The sequence below is a fragment of the Dyella koreensis genome (assembly GCF_044904565.1).
Classification (GTDB): Bacteria; Pseudomonadota; Gammaproteobacteria; order Xanthomonadales; family Rhodanobacteraceae; genus Dyella_D; species Dyella_D koreensis.
Window position 1 is genome coordinate 144706 of record NZ_JADIKD010000005.1, and the last position, 17301, is coordinate 162006.

Annotated in this window: 16 protein-coding genes; 3 read left to right on the top strand and 13 right to left on the bottom strand. The window is 64.3% G+C overall.

From position 1 onward, the window contains the following. Window positions 1-3: 3 nt before the first annotated feature. The 10 genes from ISS97_RS01605 to ISS97_RS01650 form a co-directional block, all read right to left on the bottom strand. The gene (locus ISS97_RS01605; RefSeq protein WP_379987548.1) at window positions 4-603 is read right to left on the bottom strand and encodes a cytochrome c3 family protein; all 600 of its coding nucleotides are present in this window, start codon (window positions 601-603) and stop codon (window positions 4-6) included. A 2-nt stretch (window positions 604-605) separates the two neighbouring features. Then, window positions 606-1151: a nitrate reductase cytochrome c-type subunit gene (locus ISS97_RS01610; protein ID WP_379987550.1), complete on the bottom strand. Its 546-nt coding sequence runs from the start codon at window positions 1149-1151 to the stop codon at window positions 606-608. 11 nt (window positions 1152-1162) lie between these two features. After that, the gene (gene napA, locus ISS97_RS01615; RefSeq protein ID WP_379987552.1) at window positions 1163-3658 is read right to left on the bottom strand and encodes a periplasmic nitrate reductase subunit alpha; all 2496 of its coding nucleotides are present in this window, start codon (window positions 3656-3658) and stop codon (window positions 1163-1165) included. Then, window positions 3655-3966, bottom strand: a complete 312-nt coding sequence (locus ISS97_RS01620; RefSeq protein WP_379987554.1) for a chaperone NapD — start codon at window positions 3964-3966, stop codon at window positions 3655-3657. The genes napA and ISS97_RS01620 overlap by 4 nt, the downstream gene beginning before the upstream one ends. Further along, window positions 3963-4478, bottom strand: a complete 516-nt coding sequence (gene napF / locus ISS97_RS01625; protein ID WP_379987556.1) for a ferredoxin-type protein NapF — start codon at window positions 4476-4478, stop codon at window positions 3963-3965. Before napF ends, ISS97_RS01620 begins: the two co-directional genes overlap by 4 nt. A 4-nt stretch (window positions 4479-4482) precedes the next feature. Then, window positions 4483-4644 carry a periplasmic nitrate reductase, NapE protein gene (locus ISS97_RS01630; RefSeq protein WP_379987557.1) on the bottom strand — a complete coding sequence of 54 codons (162 nt, stop codon included), beginning with the start codon at window positions 4642-4644 and terminating at the stop codon, window positions 4483-4485. 240 nt (window positions 4645-4884) lie between these two features. Beyond that, a complete protein-coding gene (gene tal / locus ISS97_RS01635; RefSeq protein WP_379987559.1) occupies window positions 4885-5838 on the bottom strand; it encodes a transaldolase in 954 nt (317 codons plus the stop codon). Window positions 5839-5874: 36 nt separating this feature from the next. Further along, complete coding sequence (locus tag ISS97_RS01640; RefSeq protein WP_379987561.1) at window positions 5875-7170, bottom strand: NAD(P)/FAD-dependent oxidoreductase; 1296 nt, start codon at window positions 7168-7170, stop codon at window positions 5875-5877. A gap of 98 nt (window positions 7171-7268) precedes the next feature. Next, a complete protein-coding gene (locus tag ISS97_RS01645; protein ID WP_379987562.1) occupies window positions 7269-9437 on the bottom strand; it encodes a primosomal protein N' in 2169 nt (722 codons plus the stop codon). Between the two features lie 478 nt (window positions 9438-9915). Further along, window positions 9916-11124: a DUF3667 domain-containing protein gene (locus tag ISS97_RS01650; RefSeq protein ID WP_379987563.1), complete on the bottom strand. Its 1209-nt coding sequence runs from the start codon at window positions 11122-11124 to the stop codon at window positions 9916-9918. 105 nt (window positions 11125-11229) lie between these two features. On the opposite strand from ISS97_RS01650, the gene ISS97_RS01655 reads away from it, so the two are divergent. Together ISS97_RS01655 and sppA are read left to right on the top strand one after the other, a co-directional pair. Then, a complete protein-coding gene (locus ISS97_RS01655; protein ID WP_379987565.1) occupies window positions 11230-12609 on the top strand; it encodes an MATE family efflux transporter in 1380 nt (459 codons plus the stop codon). Window positions 12610-12660: 51 nt separating this feature from the next. Next, window positions 12661-14523 carry a signal peptide peptidase SppA gene (gene sppA, locus ISS97_RS01660; RefSeq protein WP_379987567.1) on the top strand — a complete coding sequence of 621 codons (1863 nt, stop codon included), beginning with the start codon at window positions 12661-12663 and terminating at the stop codon, window positions 14521-14523. A 26-nt stretch (window positions 14524-14549) separates the two neighbouring features. Here sppA and ISS97_RS01665 read toward each other — a convergent pair whose 3' ends face one another. Then, window positions 14550-15383 (bottom strand): ABC transporter ATP-binding protein, encoded by an 834-nt coding sequence (locus tag ISS97_RS01665; protein WP_379987569.1) that lies wholly within the window; start codon window positions 15381-15383, stop codon window positions 14550-14552. Between the two features lie 4 nt (window positions 15384-15387). Beyond that, window positions 15388-15603: a hypothetical protein gene (locus ISS97_RS01670; RefSeq protein WP_379987571.1), complete on the bottom strand. Its 216-nt coding sequence runs from the start codon at window positions 15601-15603 to the stop codon at window positions 15388-15390. Between the two features lie 75 nt (window positions 15604-15678). Here ISS97_RS01670 and ISS97_RS01675 point away from each other — a divergent pair, with 75 nt between their 5' ends. Beyond that, a complete protein-coding gene (locus ISS97_RS01675; protein ID WP_379987572.1) occupies window positions 15679-16461 on the top strand; it encodes an SDR family oxidoreductase in 783 nt (260 codons plus the stop codon). 179 nt (window positions 16462-16640) lie between these two features. Here ISS97_RS01675 and ISS97_RS01680 read toward each other — a convergent pair whose 3' ends face one another. Further along, entirely contained in the window at window positions 16641-17285 is a 645-nt protein-coding gene (locus ISS97_RS01680; RefSeq protein ID WP_379987574.1) for a DUF4124 domain-containing protein, read from the bottom strand. Window positions 17286-17301: the final 16 nt, after the last annotated feature.

Here is a 17301-nt window from a genome sequence, read left to right on the forward strand (position 1 = left end):
CTTTCAGCCCTGCGGTATCCCTGTCATATCGGGCAGGTGGTGTGCGATGCCCTTGTGGCAATCGATACAGGTCTTTTCGCCGGTGCCTAACCAGCGCTTGTGAATCTGCGCCGCGCGCGTGGACTGCCGGGTGAGGTCCATCGAGTTGTAGTTGTGGCAGTTGCGGCATTCGAGCGAGTCGTTGGCCTTCAGCCGCGTCCATTCGTGCTCGGCCAGGACCAGCCGGGTATCCAGGAATTTCTGTCGCGTGTCGATGCTGCCGAATACCTTGCCCCAGACCTCTTTCGAGGCCTGCATCTTGCGCGCAATCTTGTCGGTCCAGTTATGCGGTACGTGGCAGTCGGGGCAGGTGGCGCGCACGCCGGAGCGGTTGCTGTAGTGGATGGTGGTCTTCAGCTCCTGAAAAACGTTGTCGCGCATTTCGTGGCAACTGGTGCAGAAGGCCTCCGTATTGGTTTTCTCCAGCGCGGTATTGAACGCGCCCCAGAAAATGACGCCGGCGATGAAGCCGCCGAGCGTCAGGAAGCCCAGGCTGTAGTGCACGCTGGGGCGGCGCATGGTCCGCCAGAACATGCCGATCCATTGCTTGATCCGCGGCCACATGGTCAGTTCGCCTTCTGCTGCTCGGACAGCACGCTATCGATGTCCTTGAAGCCATTGGCGACCAGCGGCTTGGCGTCGGTCTGGACGACGTGACACTGATTGCAGAAGTAGCGTCGCGGTGAAATGGTGGCGAGGAACTGGTCGTCGCGATCCATGTAGTGCGTGACGCTGACCGGCGGGGCCTGGAACTTGTCCGCATTGGCGCGCGCATGGCAAAGCATGCAGCGATTGGAGTTCTTGTCGATCTGGTAGCCGTCGATGGTGTGCGGGATCGTTGGCGGCTGCATGGGATAGGCGCGGTTGCGCCTTATGTCCGTGTTCTCCACGCGGGCCATGGCCGGCGGATCGATCTCGCGGTCAATGGGCGCGCCGCGACGGAGCGCGTCGATCTGGTTGCCAGCGGGTGGTGCGTCGACCGGCGCTTGCGGTGCGGGCGGGACTGAGGCCATCGGGTGGGAGCCGGCAGAGCCGCGGCCTGCCACAAAAGCGATGGCGGCGACCACCAGCAGTGCCAGGATGCCGACCGCGATGAACGTCTTGTTGCGCATGTCGATCCTCCTCAGGCGGCTACGACCTTGACGGCGCACTTCTTGTAGTCGGTCTGCTTGGAGATCGGATCGGTGGCGTCCAGCGTGACCTTGTTGATCAGTTGGCCGGCATCGAACCACGGCACGAATACCACGCCGCGAGGCATCCGGTTTCGCCCGCGCGTCTCGATGCGGGAGCGCATTTCGCCGCGACGGGAAACCACCCGCACTTCGTCGCCACGCTTGAAGCCGCGCGCAGCCGCGTCGTCTGGATTCATGAACACCACGGCGGCGGGGAAGCTGCGGTAAAGCTCTGGTACGCGCATGGTCATTGAGCCGGAGTGCCAGTGCTCGAGTACGCGTCCGGTGCTGAGCCAGAGATCGTATTCGGCGTCAGGTGCCTCCGCCGCCGGCTCGTAGGGCAAGGCCCAGATCACCGCGCGGCCATCGGGGTTGCCATAGAACTGGAAGCCGCTGCCCGCTTTGACATAAGGGTCGGCACCCTCTCGATAGCGCCACAACGTTTCCTTGCCGTTGACCACCGGCCAGCGCAGACCGCGCGCACGGTGATAATCGTCGAAGGGCGCCAGGTCATGGCCGTGGCCGCGTCCGAACTCGGCGTACTCCTCGAACAAACCCTTCTGCACGTAGAAGCCGAACGCGGCTGTCTCGTCGTTGGCGTAGCCGGCTTCCACTTGTGAAGCAGGAAACTGGTCCACCTTGCCATTCTTGTAGAGCACGTCGAAAAGAGTCTTTCCCTTGAACTGCGGGTTGGCGGCAAGGATGTCGGCTGGCCAGCACTCGTCGGTCGTGAAGCGCTTGGAGAACTCCATCAGTTGCCACAGATCCGAGCGTGCTTCGCCTGGCGCTTTCACCAGCTGGTGCCAGAACTGGGTGCGGCGCTCGGCATTGCCGTAGGCACCTTCCTTTTCGACCCACATCGCGGCCGGCAGGATAAGGTCCGCCGCTTGGGCAGTGACGGTGGGGTAGGCATCGGAGACGACGATGAAATTGTCCGGATTGCGATAGCCCGGATAGGTCTCCTGCAACATGTTCGCGCCGGCCTGCATGTTGTTATTGACCTGCACCCAGTAGGCATTCAGCCGTCCATCCCTGAGTGCGCGATTCTGCTCGACAGCATGGAAACCGACCTTGGATTGGATGATGCCGTGAGGGATCTTCCAGATCTCTTCGGCATGTTTGCGGTGTTCCGGATTGGTCACCACCATGTCCGCCGGAAGACGGTGGCTAAACGTGCCTACCTCGCGTGCGGTACCGCAGGCCGAGGGCTGGCCGGTGAGCGAGAACGGGCTGTTGCCAGGGGTGGCGATCTTGCCGGTGAGCAGATGCAGGTTGTAGACCATGTTGTTGGCCCACACACCGCGCGTGTGCTGGTTGAAGCCCATGGTCCAGAACGACACGACCTTGGTCTTGGGGTCGGCATAGAGTTCCGCGAGCTGTTCCAGCCAGGCGCGCTCCACGCCGGTCATCGCGATTGTTTTTTCCAGTGTGTAGGGTGCGACAAACGCAGCGAACTGCTCGAAGTCAATGGGCTGACCGCCATTGGGATCCTTGGCGTTCTTTGCTTTCAGCTCCAGTGGGTTGTCCGGCCGCAGGCCATAGCCGATGTCGTCGTTGCCGCGCTTGAAGCTGGTGTGCTTGCTGACGAAATCCTTGTTGACGCGCCCAGTCTTGATGATGTGGTTGGCGATGTAGTTGAGGATGACCAGGTCCGTCTGTGGTGTGAACACGATCGGGATGTCGGCCAGCTCAAAGCTGCGATGCTCAAAGGTCGACAGCACAGCCACCTTCACGTGCGGGTTGGACAGCCGGCGATCGGTCACGCGGGTCCACAGGATCGGATGCATCTCAGCCATGTTCGAGCCCCATAGAACGAAGGCGTCGGCAGCTTCGATGTCGTCGTAGCATCCCATCGGCTCATCCATGCCGAACGTGCGCATGAAACCCATCACGGCGGATGCCATGCAATGCCGTGCATTCGGATCGAGATGGTTGCTGCGGAAGCCGGCCTTCATCAGCTTGTTGGCGGCGTAACCCTCGAAGATGGTCCATTGGCCGGAGCCGAACATACCGACGGCTTCGGGGCCTTTCTCCTTCAGCACGCGCTTGAACTGTGCAGCCATGACGTCGAAGGCTTCGTCCCACGACACGGGGGTGAATTCGCCGTTCTTGTCGTACTTGCCCCCGGTCTTGCGCAGCAGCGGCTGAGTCAGGCGGTCGCCGCCGTACATGATCTTGGACAGGAAATAGCCCTTGACGCAGTTGAGGCCGCGATTGACTTCGGCGTGCACGTCACCGTGAGTGGCGACCACGCGGCCATCCTTCACCGCCACATTGACACCGCAGCCGGTGCCGCAGAAGCGACAGGGTGCCTTGCTCCATGTGAGCTGGGTCAGGTCGCCTTCGAGCAGCACATTGCTCGCCGCGGCTGGCAACGCGATGCCGGCGGCGCTTGCCGCAGTAGCTATCGCGGTATTCCGGACGAACTCCCGTCGCGTCATGGTCATGGGTCGGCTCCCTGGGGTAATCCGCTTTGCGGCAATCGGTCCTGCCCGATGGGTTTATCCATTTCCTCGCGTGATTCCGCGTGGTGGTAGATCAGCGATACGGTGAGAACGCCGTCCACGGCGTGCAGCTCGTCGATGCAGTCCATCAGGACGCGCTGGTTGTCGGTTTCGCACAGCACCACGCAGCGGCAGTCGCCGCGCGCGGCGATTTCCATGCTGGCCGTTGCATCGATGAGTGCTTCCAGCCGGGCGATGGCGTCGTGGCGGTGTTGCACCACCAGGCTCGAAATGTGCAGCTCCGGATTCATGGTGGTGCCTCAGGGATACGCAGCGCGATGGCCGTCGCCGGGCACAGGCTCACGCAGGCGCCGCAACCAGTGCAGGCGGCAGGATCGACGGTAATGGTCTGGATGCCACCCAGTGCAGGCCGCAAGCGAATGGCCCGCTCCGGACAGCCATCCGCGCAACTCGCGCACACGATGCCTTGCTCGGCGAAGCAGCGGTCATGCTGGATGTGGGCTTTCCAATGCCAAGGAAGTGAAGTGGTCGAGCGATCCAGCGCCTTGCTCGCGCAGGTATCCACGCAGCTGCCACAGAAGCTGCATTCGCCAAGCCTGGGGTCGAATTCCGGATAGCCGCCCGTGCCTATGACCAGCACCTGTTCGGGACATGTTTCGACGCACTCGCCGCAGCGCGTGCAGGCATCGAGAAAGCGTGGCTCGAGCAGCGCCCATGGCGGGCGGATGGTGGTGCGGGCGCTCGCTCTGCCGCGCAGGAAGGCGCGGCGGCCAGCGTGTGGGACGTTGTCGGGGGAAGCCATGTGCTCAGCTACCCGGCGGGCCGCTGAGCAGCATCTGCCAGATCCATATGGCGAACCCGTAGGACGCCACGATGGCCACGGCGAGGATCGGAAACAGCGCCACCGTGAGCACCAGGAATACGGTGCGCTCCCACGGCTTCTGGCTTATCTCTGGTGACGATTCCATATTCGTCCCGGCGATAAAAGAGGCTTGCCCCAAGTGCCTGGTCAGGCGCTCCGCGACCGCGGAGGCCTGAAGTCTGGCCGAGGCTATCACCAGAATTGTGATGTAACCATGATCTGCATCAGCCGGGAGCGCGGATGACCATGCACGATCGGCAAGCTACCGGGCGCGCTATGGCGCCACGGGTAATGACGCGCAGATCTTCAGAGAGACAGCCGGGCGGTCGGCCCGGCCACTCTGAACTTAGAGCTTCGTGGCTAGCAGTGCTTCCAGCTTGCGCTGATCCGCCGCGAACTTGCGGATGCCATCGGCCAGCTTGTCGCTGGCCATCGCGTCTTCGTTGTGTCCCCAGCGGAAAGCGGCTTCGCTGATCGGCGGCACCTTGTCGTGGCGCGCGCCATCGTCCTGCAGCACGCGCGGCAGCGAGGCGTCGGTGGCTTCGAGTTTTTCCAGCAGATCGGGGCTGATGGTGAGGCGGTCGCAGCCGGCCAGTGCCTGGATCTGCCCGATGTTGCGGAAACTGGCACCCATCACGACAGTGTCGTAGCCATGGCGCTTGTACCAGTCGTAGATGCGGCGCACGGATTGCACGCCGGGATCTTCATCCGGCGCATAACTCTTGGTGCCGGTGTTGGCGACATACCAGTCCATGATGCGGCCAACGAAGGGCGAGATCAGGAACACACCGGCTTCGGCGCACGCTATCGCCTGTTCGAACGAGAACAGCAGGGTGAGATTGCACTGGATGCCACGGCGTTCCAGCTGTTCGGCGGCGCGGATGCCTGCCCAGGTCGAGGCGATCTTGATCAGGATGCGATCGCGCGTTACACCCGCCGCTTCATAGAGCGATACCAGCCGTTCGGCCTTGGCGACGGTGGCGTCGGTATCGAATGAGAGGCGCGCGTCCACTTCGGTGGAAACACGGCCAGGCACGAGTTCAACGATCTTGCGACCCACGGCCACCGAGAGATGGTCGCCAGCGTCGATCAACTGCCGCTCACGCGATGCGCTTTGCGTCTTCGCCCACTGCACCGATTCATCGATCAGCGGCGCATACGCCGGCAGCTCGGTGGCCTTCAGCAGCAGCGAGGGGTTGGTGGTGGCGTCCACTGGGCGGTAACGGGCGATCGCCTCGATGTCGCCGGTGTCGGCGACCACGGTGGTGTACTGGCGCAGTTGTTCGAGTTGGTTGGACACGTCGGAATCCGTAGGGGGAACGGCCTATTGTCACTCTCAGACGTCTTTCGGCAAGCGAGAATCGCTTTCGTCTGCCTGATCGGAACCGATGACGATGCGGGCGTGGCGCTGGTAGGTCCAGTAGGACCAGGCCCAGTCCAGCAGCACCACCAGGCGATTGCGGAAGCCGATCAGGAAATAAACGTGGGCTACCAGCCATACCCACCACGCGAAGAGCCCGGAGAATTTCAGCCGCCCGAACTGCGCTACTGCGGCCATGCGGCCGATGGTCGCGAGCGAGCCGTCGTCGCGGTAGCGGAAGGGCTGGACGGTTTTCTCGCCGCGCAGGCGGGCAAGAATGCACAGCGCCGCATAGCGGCCCATCTGCTTTGCCGCCGGCGCGACGCCAGGCACGGGTTTGCCGTCCGGCTGGCTGACACTGGCGAGGTCGCCTACCACGAACACCTCGGGGTGGTCGGGCAGGTTCAGGTCGGGCGATACCTGCACCCGTCCGGCGCGATCCAGCGGCACGTGCAGCTTCCGGCCCAGCGGTGACGCCGCCACGCCGGCCGCCCACAACACGGTGCGTGCGGACAGAGGCTGATCGCCAAGGATGACGCCGTTGTCGTCGATGGCGGTGACCGCGGTGCCGGTGCGCACCTGCACGCCCAGCTTTTCCAACTGGCGCTGGGCTTTCTCGGAGAGGTCCGTCGCGAACGCCGGCAGCAGGCGCGGGCCCGCTTCCACCAGCAACACATTGGCGCGGCGCGGGTCGCTGCGGCGGAACTCGCGCGGCAGCGTGTGGCGTGCGATTTCCGCCAGGGTGCCGGCCAGTTCCACGCCAGTCGCGCCGCCGCCGACGACCACGAAGTTGAGCCACTCCTGCCTTCGCTCGGGATCGTCCTCGCGCTCGGCCCGTTCGAACGCCAGCAGCACGCGGCGGCGGATGGTGAAGGCGTCGTCCAACGTCTTCAGTCCAGGCGCATGCTGCGCCCAGTCATCGTGACCGAAGTAAGCGTGGGTGGCGCCGGTGGCGACGATCAGGAAGTCGTAGTCGAGCGTGCCGTGTGCCAGCTGCACCTGGCGCTTTGCCAGATCGATGTCGAGCACCTCATCCAGCAACACGGTGGCATTGCTTTGCTTGCGCAGGATCTGCCGCAACGGCGCGGCGATGGAAGGCGCGGAGAGCCCCGCGGTGGCGACCTGATAGAGCAGAGGCTGGAACAGATGGTGGTTGCGCCGGTCGACCAACGTGACGCGGAGCGATGGATCGTCGAGCTGGCGGGCCGCGGCGAGGCCGCCGAAACCACCGCCGAGGATCACGACATGCGGTCGTGCATCGGTGTCTGCCATGAGTTACCTCGAAGCGTGAAGCCTTCCGTGATTATGGGGACGGAACACGCCCATGGTAGGGGCAACGCGTCGCTGTTACGTTTTGATGCGGCGTTTTTTCAGTAGAGATCGATCGGATCCACATCCAGCGACCAACGCACGCGGCGCGCCGAAGGCAACGATGCCAGGGCACGTTGCCACGGCTTCAGGACCGCATGCAGCGCGCTGCGACTGGCCGCTTCGATCAACAGTTGTCCGCGATGGCGCCCCGCACGCAGTGGCATGGGAGCGGGCATGGGGCCGGCGATCTGCAGCGCGTCGCCGGCCAGCGCGCCGTGAGCTTCCCGCAGGAAGGTGTCGACGTGTTCGCGCTGGTGGGCATCGGCGCGTAATAGCACCTGATGATGGTAGGGCGGCAGTTGCAGCAGTTGCCGTTCGGTCAACAATTCCTTGGCCGCGGCACCGTAGCCCTGTGCGAGCAACTGGCGCAGCAGGGGATGTTCGGGGTGATGCGTTTGCAACAACACGCGGCCGGGCTTGCTAGCGCGCCCCGCGCGGCCGGCCACCTGCACCACCAGCTGCGCCAGGCGTTCGCTGGCCCGGAAATCCACGCTATGCAGGCCTTCGTCGACGCCCACAATCGCAACCAGGGTCAGATTGGGCAGGTCGTGGCCCTTGGCCAGCATCTGCGTGCCGACTAGGATCGCCGCGCCTTCGCCGCGCAACCGATCCAGCAAGTGCTCGAAAGCATCGCGGCGGCGCGTGGTTTCGCGATCGATGCGCAACACGGGCACGTGAGGAAACTGCGCGGCGAGCGCTTCTTCCAAACGTTCGGTGCCTTGGCCTTGTGGCTTCAGATCAGTTGCGCCGCATGAGGGGCAGCTTTCCGGTACGCATGCGTGGTAATCGCAGTGGTGGCAGATAAGCTGCCGGCGTCCCGCATGCAGGGTCAGCGGATGTTCGCAGCGCGGACATTCGGCATGCCAGCCGCATTGGTGACAGAGCAATACCGGCGCGTAGCCGCGGCGATTGCGAAACACCAGCACCTGTTCGCCGCGTGCGACGGTATCGGTCACCGTGCTCAGCAGGGTGGGTGATAGTCCGTGTTCGAGGCGCTGGGCGCGCATGTCCACGATCTGCACCTGCGGCGGCCGTACCGCGCCCGGACGCGCACGCAGATGCAGGGTGCGGTAGCGGCCCGCTTTTACGTTCGCCAGCGATTCCAGCGAGGGCGTGGCGGAGCCGAGCAGTACTGGAATGCCCAGTTCGCGCGCGCGCAGCAGTGCGAGATCGCGTGCGTGATAGCGAAAGCCTTCCTGCTGCTTGTAGGCGCTGTCGTGTTCTTCATCGACCACGATCAACCCGGCCCGCGGCAGCGGCGTGAACACGGCCGAGCGTGTGCCGAGGATGACCTTCGCCTCACCGCTGCGCGCGCGCAGCCAGGCGCGCGCGCGATCGCCCTCGGAGAGATTGGAGTGCAGTACTTCGACAGTCACGCCCAGCCGTTCGCGCAGGCGCCGGACCGTCTGCGGCGCCAGGCCGATCTCGGGCACCAGCAGCAAGGCCTGCTTACCCTCGCTGAGCACCTGTTCGATCAGGGCGAGATAGACCTCGGTCTTGCCGCTGCCGGTGACGCCATCGAGCAGAAACGGCTGGAAGCGATCCAGCGCGGCGGCGACCGCCGCCACGGCCTGCTCTTGCTCGGGGCTGAGCGCGGGCGGTTCGGTGCCGGGCGTGGGGGCATCCGTTGCGCGCTCCACACGCTCGATCAGGCCGGCGCTGGACAGCCGGCGGGCGGCTTCGCGCCAGTCGGGGAGTTGTTCGTGCAGCTCCGCTGCGCTCAGCGCGGCGGGGGCCAGTGTCTCAAGAAGACGGCGGCTGCCTCCTTTGCGGCTGCCTGCATCCAGGGCGCTGCGGCCGGCGATGGTCAGCGCCCAGACTTCCTCGCGGGTATCCGGCAGCGGCTTGTCCTCGCGCAGCGCAAGCGGCAGGGCATTGGCATAGGCTTCGCCGGGCGCGCCCAGCCAGTAATCGGCGGCCCAGGCCAGCGTCTTCATCAACTCGGCGTCCAGCAGGGGCGCGTCGTCGAGCAGGCGGATCACCCGTTTCAGGCGTGCGCCGCCTACCGTTGCCTCCGCACCGGTGTCCACCACCACGCCGACTGCCTTGCCGCGTCCGAAAGGCACCAGCACGCGGCTACCCGCCTGCGCCTCACCCGCCGTGGGCGGCAGGTAGTCGAACAGGGTCGGCAAGGGGACGGGCAGGGCGACGCGAAGAACGGCTGGCATGCATACCTCGTGGCGGGCCAGTGTAACGGCGAGCCGAAATCCGGGTGAGTGGGCGCCAGGAAGAGGCTGCGGCGCGCTGTCACATCGGGGATGTCCCGTCGCGGTTGGCGCTTGGCTGTGCTTGCTGCTCCGGGGTCGAGGAGTGGCAGGTAAGTGGTTAAGTCCGTAAGAAATTTGCCCTTATCCACAAGAGCTGTGGATAAGTCTGTGGATGCAACGGGGACGGAGACCCCTCAGGCCCGTGATTAAGCCCTTCGCGACGCCCTGAACAAGTTTTAGCCATGGATTAATGGCCTTAACTATCAATGAGTTGTAAATGGCGCTTGGCTGGTGTTCATACAACTGCCATGAAGCGATGGCCTGTCTTGACAGCTTTGTGATGCTGTGCAAAACCCGCTTTCACGGGGTTGCAAGCGGGCCGCGAATCTGCTGGATCGCACGGACTTTGTGTGATTTGCGTCGCAAAAAATGAAGGTCTTCAATGAGTAATGCCGAGCATGACTGCGATACCCAGCGCAGAGCCGAGCAGCCACGTGTAGCACCAGCCGACCAGCAGATATTTGAAGATGGTCATGGCCCACCCCTGGCGATAGATACGCTTCTGCATCCACAGGAGATAGACCGGTGCCCACAGGGCCAGGCCCCACTCGATCCAGCGCAGCGGATAGGCCGCCCAGGCCGCATGGGGTTCGATCCACGCCTTGAGCAACGCGACCACGACCGCAAGCAGGAGCGTCAGGAACAGGAAGGCGTGGCTGTGCAGCGCCACGATCAGATGTTCCATATAGAGCCGGCGCTTGAATAGGTAGACCAGCTTCAGCAGCAGGGCGAACAGCGGCATCATCAGGAACATGGTTTGCGGCAGTACGCCGAACAGCCCGGCTTTGATGCGCTCGATAGCCTCGTCTTTGGCGGCGCCACCCTGGCTGATGCCGGCCAGGTTGGCTTTGAGGTTGGCGGTTGCGTGAGCGAGGCGGGCATTGGCGAATTCGGGCAGCCAGGCGACAGGGGTGAAATGAATCTTGGTGCTGCCGTGGGTCCGTCCGCGGTGCCGTTTTCCCGTGTCGTCGGTTTCCTGGTCTTCGGCGTCTGCAGTGGCGGGTTTTGCCGGTGTTGCGGCCGATGAGCCCGCCGCCGGTGCCCCTTGCAACACTGCGATACGTGCCGCCGCCTGCGCCCGCAATATCTTCTCGGCGTCATCCAGTTTGGCATCGGCCAAGTGCAGGCTTGGTTCCCGGGCGCTATCCAGTTCCGCCACCTTCTCGTCCAGCAGGTGCTTCACTTCGGCCGGCGTCTGCAAGTCATCGAACGTATGCTCGCTCACATGCACCGAAGGCGTGACGCTTTCCGTCAGACGGTGTTCGGTCAAGACATCGATGGCGATATGCGTCAGGAAGAACGCCAGCAGGCACAGGATGAACATCAGGCGGAACGGCGCGATATAGCGCTGACGCCGGCCGGCGAAGTATTCCAGCGTGAGAAAACCGGGCTTGGTGAACAGTGGCGGCAGCGTGTGGAACAAGCGGCCGTCCACGTGCAGCACCGTTTCCAGGGCGTCTTCCGCCATATGGTGCACTGGCTTCAGCACGGTATGGATGGACTGCCCGCAGTGGTGGCAGTACTCGCCCTGCATCGGCGCGCTGCAATTGGCGCAATGCACGCCGTCGTAGGAAACGACTTCCTTCATGCCCTGACCCCTCCCCATGAAGCGGGCGATCTTGGCACAACCTGATGGCGGCGACAGCTCCGTCGGACGACTCCTGTAGAATCGCAAGTTCTGGAGTCCCTGCTTATGAATCTGTTCCGTTCCGATCGCGCCCGCGTCGCGCATGAGATCGGCGCCACCATTCGCCTCGCCCTTCCCCTGATCGCCGCCCAGCTGGCCGCGGTGGGCACCAACGTGGTGGACGCTGTGCTGGCTGGCCATTACAGCGCGCACGTACTCGGCGCTGTCGCCGTAGGCGCCAGCATCTGGGCGCTCGCCATTGTGTCGGGTATCGGCATGATGATGGCCGTGCCGCCCTCCGTCTCGCAGTTAGACGGTGCTGGCCGGCGGCATGAAGTGGGCGCCGTGTTCCGTCAGGCGTTGTGGCTGGCGGTGGGTATGGGCGTGTTGCTGTGGGCCGGCGTGCGGCATGCCGCGCCGCTGATCGATCTGATTGGGGTTGCGCCGGGCTTGCGCGCGGATGTGGTCGAGTTCCTGCACGCGATCAGTTGGGGCGCGCCGGCGTTGACGACGTATTTCGCCTTGCGTGGCCTGTCGGAAGGGCTCTCGATGACCCGGCCCTCGATGTATTTCAGTCTGGGTGGCCTGGCCGTGCTGGCGCCGCTGGGTTACGTGCTGATGTTTGGCAAGTTCGGCCTCGAGCCGCAGGGTGCACGTGGTTGCGGCATCGCCACGGCATTGGTGCTGTGGATGGAGATGCTGGGCTTTGCTTTCTATGTGTCGCGGCACGGCAACTATCGCGGCTTGAATCTGGGCGAGCGCTTTGACCTGCCGAACCTGCGCCGCATCCGCGAACTGACGTGGGTCGGTCTGCCGATGGCGGTGACCCTGCTGGCCGAGGGTGGCCTGTTCGTGGCGGTGGCCCTGGCGCTCGGCACCCTGGGTGAAGACGTGGTGGCCAGCCACCAGGTGGCGCTGAACATCGCCTCGTTCTTCTTCATGATTCCGCTGGGCCTGGCCATGGCTATCACCGTGCGCGTCGGCAACGCGGTGGGCCGCGGCGATGCCGAGGGCGTGCGTTATGCCGGCTTCTGCGGCATTGGGCTGACTCTGGCGACCCAACTGGTGTCGGCGGGGCTGATGCTGAGCCTGCCGCATGTGATTGCCTCCCTGTACACGCGCGACGCCACGGTGATCGTGCTGGCGACCCAGCTGATTGTGCTGGCCGGCATTTTTCAGTTCTCCGACGGCATCCAGGTCGCCTCCAACGGCGCCCTGCGTGGACTCAAGGACACGCGCGCACCGATGGCGATGACGCTGTTCGCCTATTGGGTCATCGGCATGCCGGTAGGTTGGTGGCTGGCGTTCCGCCACGGCCTGGGCGCACGCGGTATGTGGATGGGGCTGGTGGCCGGGCTCAGTGTGGCGGCGGTGCTGCTGTTCACCCGCTTCTGGCGCAGCTCGGCCAGCGAACGCTGGCGGCGCTATGCCGAGAGACCCACATGACCTCGGCAGCTTGACCGGTTACGCTGCCAGTGTCTTAGCGAGGAACGACGAATGACGGAGCGCAGCGGTAACGGTTTCTGGAATTTTCTCTGCGTGTTCGGGCGCGGTATCAATGTGGTCAGGCTGGTCATCATCAACCTGATCTTCTTCGCGTTCCTGTTCGTGTTCCTGCTGATCGTGCTGGGCTTCAGCCTGAGCGGCCGCAGCGAACGCAGTATTCAGAACGACAGCGTGCTGGTGTTGAAGCCGCAGGGCGAGCTGGTCGAGCAATACAGCATCGAGCCGCTGCAGCGCGCGCTGGCCGGGCTCTCCGGCAATCAGCCCAAGCAGATCCAGTTGCGCGATCTGATCGGCGCCATCGACGGTGCCGCCAAAGACAGCCGCATCAGCCGCATCCTGCTGGAGCCGGGCGAATTGCACGGTGGCGGTTTCGCCGCGCTGCGCGAAGTGGGCGCGGCGCTGGATCGCTTCCGCGCCGCCGGTAAGCCGGTGGTGGTGTGGGCGGTGAATATGGACCAGGGCCAGTACTACCTGGCCTCGCACGCCGACAGAGTGCTGCTCGATCCCAAGGGCGGCGTAGTGCTCACCGGCCTCGCCAATTACCGCCTGTTCTACAAGGATCTGCTCGATAAGCTGGGTGTCGACGTGCACCTGTTTCGCGTCGGTCAGTTCAAGAGCGCCGCCGAGCCGTACATCCTCGATCACGCCTCGCCCGAATCGAAGGAAGCCGACAGCTACTGGATGGGTGGCCTGTGGGACAGCTACATCGGCGAAGTCGCCAAGGCACGCAAGCTGGAAGCCGCCAAGCTGCGCGCCGACATTGATGGCCTGCCCGAAGCCATCGCCAGCACCCAGGGCGATCTTGCCCAGCTGGCTTTGAACGAACATCTGGTGGATGGCCTCGCCACGCGCGCCGAACTCGAAACCATGATGCGCAAGGAAGGCGTGCCGGCCGGCAAAAAGGGCGAGGGTTTCCGCCAGGTCGAACTGCCGCGTTATGTGGCGAACCTGCCCAGCACCAGCGTGATGGCATCGGGTGTCTCGGTGGTTGTGGCCGAGGGTGAGATTACCGGCGGCAAGCAGCCGCAGGGTTCGGTGGGTGGCGAGTCCACCGCCGCACTGATCCGCGCTGCACGCGAAGATCGCCGCACCAAGGCGCTGGTGCTGCGCGTGAACTCGCCGGGTGGCGAGGTGTACGCCGCGGAACAGATCCGCCGCGAGGTCGAGTTGACCAAGGAAGCCGGCATCCCCGTAGTGGTCTCGATGGGTAATGTCGCCGCCAGCGGCGGTTACTGGATATCGATGAATGCCGATCGCATCTTCGCCGAGCCCAACACCATCACCGGTTCCATCGGCATCTTCGGCATGTACTTCACCGTGCCCGGCACGCTAGATAAGCTGGGTGTGAAGAGCGACGGCGTCGGCACTAGCCCGCTGGCCGGCGCTTTCAACATCACGCGTCCGCTGGATCCCAAGGTCGGCACCTTGATCCAGGCCATCATCGACAAGGGCTATCACGACTTTGTCGGCAGTGTGGCCAAGGCGCGTGGCAAGGATTACGACGCCATCGACACCATCGCGCAGGGTCGCGTGTGGACCGGTCAGCAGGCGCTGGAACGGGGCCTGGTCGATCAGCTCGGCGGCCTGGGCGATGCGATCGCCGATGCGGCCAAGCGCGCCAAGCTGAGCGGCAACGCACCGGTGCACTACATCGAGGCCCCGCTCGGCGGCTTCGAGCAATTCCTGGTGGGACTCAACGACAACGCGGCAACGGTTGCGCTGCAGGCTTACGGTGTTCGCCTGCCGTCGTGGGTGGCACAGTTGCCGGCCATGGCGCCGGAGCTGAAGCTGCTGCGCACCGCGCAGTCCGGACAGCCAAACATCTACGCGTATTGCTTCTGCGAGCCGCGCTGAGCGGCACCGTAGATTCGGGAGCGCGGTTACTCGACAGGGACCGCGTTGTAGTACTCGCCATGCCGTTGCACGGCCATCGGCATGGCGAATGCCTTGGTAAGCAAGTCGTCGGTCAGCACGTTCTGCTTGTCGCCATGGCACAGCACCTTGCCCTCTCGCAGTAGCACGACCTGCGAAATCTCCGGCACCACCTCTTCGATGTGGTGCGTCACCAACAGCAGCGTGGTGCCACCCCGCGCAAGCTGCCGCAGGCTTTCCAGGAAACGCCGGCGCGTGGCGAGATCCAGGCCCGCGCTGGGTTCGTCCAGCAACAGGGCGCGCGGCCGGTGTACCAATGCACGGGCGATCAGTACGCGCCGCGCCTCACCGGTGGAAAGGCTGGCCATCTGACGTCCGATCAGATGGCTGACGCCCATCTGCTCCAGTGCCTCCTGCGCGCGCTGGCGCATGGATAGCGTCACACGATGATCCAGGCCCACACCGCGCGCAGCGAAGAAACCGGACACCACGGCATCGAAGACTTCGAGCGGTGTTTCGGTGGTGTAGTCCAGCTGCAGGGACGGCGACACCATACCCAGCAGGCCGCGCAGTTCGGTGATGTGCCAGCGGTCGCGGCCGAACACCTGCACGCTGCTGCGGCCATGGTCGTGGGCCAGCGGATAGATCTGGCGCGCCACCAGCTTGACCAGGGTGGATTTGCCCGAGCCGTTGGCGCCAAGGATCGCAGTGTGCTGCCCGGTGGCGACACGCAGGCTGAGCTGGTCGAGGATCAACCGGCCATCGCGCAGCACGCTGGCGCGGTCGAGCTCCAGCACGGGCGCATGGGCTTCCGTGGTGGCGCGGATATCCGATGAATTCATGCCGTCACTGTTCGGCGGCATCGATCTGCTTGCGCTGCTGCTCGGCCTGCTGGTCCGCCGTTTTCTGGACATCCTTGGCCTTCTGTTCGTCCTTTTTCAGATCGTCCCAGGGCGTGGCGGTGCGAGCCGCCTCGGCTTTGGGTACGGCTTGCGGAGCCGGTGGCTTACCGGAACAGGCCACTAGCGCGAACGTACACAGAGGAAGGATGAGCCACTTCATGGACGATTCCTGCTGCGGAGACAGGGGGAGTGTCGCCCGCAGGCAACGTGCCGGCAAGCGGGTTAAGCTTTCCACATGAACAGCCGCATCGACGCCTGGCAGTTGCAGGGCCACACCGCTTTGATCACCGGTGCCAGCAAGGGCATCGGCTACGCCGCCGCGCGCGAACTGGCCGGCCTGGGCGCCAACCTGCTGCTGGTGGCACGCGATGAGGACTATCTCGAACAGGTGCGGGTCGAGCTTAGTGACGATTTCGAGGGCATCGAGGTGCTCGCCTTCGGAGCCGACTTGAGCGAGCAGGAAGAACGCCTCGCGGTGTTTGACTGGATCGCCGACCTGGGCGCGCCGCTGTCGCTGCTGGTCAACAACGCGGGCGGCAACATGCCGGCACCCACGCTCGAGTACAGCGAGCAGGACTATCACGCGATCTTCGAGCTGAATCTGTTCTCTGCGTTCGAGATGTGCCGGCTGGCGCATCCTCAGCTGGTGCAGCATGCCAACGCTGCCATCGTGAATGTGGGATCGGTTTCCGGTGTCACCCATGTGCGTACCGGTTCCGCCTACGGCATGAGCAAGGCCGCACTGCATCAGCTCACCCGCAATCTCGCGGCGGAATGGGCCACCGACGGCATCCGCGTCAACGCGGTGGCGCCCTGGTATATCCGCACGCAGCGTTCCGAGCCTGCGCTGGCCGATGACGAGTATCTCGATGAGGTGCTCGATCGCACGCCATTGCGCCGTATCGGCGAGCCGGAAGAAGTCGCCGCGGCCATTGCCTTTCTGTGCCTGCCTGCGGCCAGCTACATCACCGGGCAAGTGCTCGCGGTGGACGGCGGCTTTCTCAGTTACGGGTTCTGAAGTTTTCCACAGCCGCTGGGGAAAGCCTGGTGACAAGCCTGTGGATGACTTGCCGATCGCCTTGTGCCATCTGTACTTGGCACGCGCTGCATAGCATTTGACCAGTAGCAGCGCACCCTGTGCGCGACCTGCTTGCGAGAAGCCATCGCGCACAGGGTGTGTTCCTGGCCATACAGCCTTCAGCAGTTGCCGAGCTGTGCGCGCAGTTCGTTGTCGCGCTGTTCCAGCGGCGGACGGTCGCTCTTGAAGGCTCGCCTCAGTTTGCGCGCGTTCTCGTCATAGGCGTCCTGCAGTGCGTGGCAGATCTCCTGCACCGTCAGTGGACGACACTGGTCCTGCACCCACACGTAGTTGCTGGCGACCAGGCCGGGCGTGATCTTGCCGCGATTGACCTCCGGCGCCGAGATGCCTGCGCCGCCTGCCGGGCCGTAGGCGTGCGCGAGCGGCATCTGTACCGCACCGAGCATGCCGAATGGCGCGAGATAAGGCTCGGGATAGCCGTTGCCGCTGAAGTAAGCCTTGCCGTCGGTTGCGCGGATACAGGCGTACATGCGCGGCAATGGAGCTGCTGGTTCGAGCGGCGGCGGTGTAGGTGCTGCGTCCGCGCGGTCCGTGGTTGCCGAAGGCTGCGGCGGTGCTACGGGTGCGGGTTGGGTCGCTACGTCAGGCAGGTCGAGTGTCTGCTGCCGTTGGGCCTTGCCACAGGGCGAATCCTGAAAGATCACCTTGCCGTCGCTGCCCGTGCACTTGTACACGGTCGTGGCGCCCATCGGCAGGCCGACGCAGGGCAGTAGCCATAGCAGCAGGGCAAGAGGACGGCGCATGTGCGGATTCTAGTTC

What these genes read in the sequence shown, in the direction of transcription:
- ISS97_RS01620 (WP_379987554.1), bottom strand. Translation starts at nt 3,966, where the DNA reads ATGAATCCGGAGCTGCACATTTCGAGCCTGGTGGTGCAACACCGCCAC.
- ISS97_RS01675 (WP_379987572.1), top strand. Translation starts at nt 15,679, where the DNA reads ATGAACAGCCGCATCGACGCCTGGCAGTTGCAGGGCCACACCGCTTTG.
- napF (WP_379987556.1), bottom strand. Translation starts at nt 4,478, where the DNA reads ATGGCTTCCCCCGACAACGTCCCACACGCTGGCCGCCGCGCCTTCCTG.
- sppA (WP_379987567.1), top strand. Translation starts at nt 12,661, where the DNA reads ATGACGGAGCGCAGCGGTAACGGTTTCTGGAATTTTCTCTGCGTGTTC.
- ISS97_RS01680 (WP_379987574.1), bottom strand. Translation starts at nt 17,285, where the DNA reads ATGCGCCGTCCTCTTGCCCTGCTGCTATGGCTACTGCCCTGCGTCGGC.
- ISS97_RS01630 (WP_379987557.1), bottom strand. Translation starts at nt 4,644, where the DNA reads ATGGAATCGTCACCAGAGATAAGCCAGAAGCCGTGGGAGCGCACCGTA.
- ISS97_RS01650 (WP_379987563.1), bottom strand. Translation starts at nt 11,124, where the DNA reads ATGAAGGAAGTCGTTTCCTACGACGGCGTGCATTGCGCCAATTGCAGC.
- ISS97_RS01610 (WP_379987550.1), bottom strand. Translation starts at nt 1,151, where the DNA reads ATGCGCAACAAGACGTTCATCGCGGTCGGCATCCTGGCACTGCTGGTG.
- ISS97_RS01670 (WP_379987571.1), bottom strand. Translation starts at nt 15,603, where the DNA reads ATGAAGTGGCTCATCCTTCCTCTGTGTACGTTCGCGCTAGTGGCCTGT.
- ISS97_RS01645 (WP_379987562.1), bottom strand. Translation starts at nt 9,437, where the DNA reads ATGCCAGCCGTTCTTCGCGTCGCCCTGCCCGTCCCCTTGCCGACCCTG.
- ISS97_RS01605 (WP_379987548.1), bottom strand. Translation starts at nt 603, where the DNA reads ATGTGGCCGCGGATCAAGCAATGGATCGGCATGTTCTGGCGGACCATG.
- ISS97_RS01655 (WP_379987565.1), top strand. Translation starts at nt 11,230, where the DNA reads ATGAATCTGTTCCGTTCCGATCGCGCCCGCGTCGCGCATGAGATCGGC.
- ISS97_RS01640 (WP_379987561.1), bottom strand. Translation starts at nt 7,170, where the DNA reads ATGGCAGACACCGATGCACGACCGCATGTCGTGATCCTCGGCGGTGGT.
- napA (WP_379987552.1), bottom strand. Translation starts at nt 3,658, where the DNA reads ATGACCATGACGCGACGGGAGTTCGTCCGGAATACCGCGATAGCTACT.
- ISS97_RS01665 (WP_379987569.1), bottom strand. Translation starts at nt 15,383, where the DNA reads ATGAATTCATCGGATATCCGCGCCACCACGGAAGCCCATGCGCCCGTG.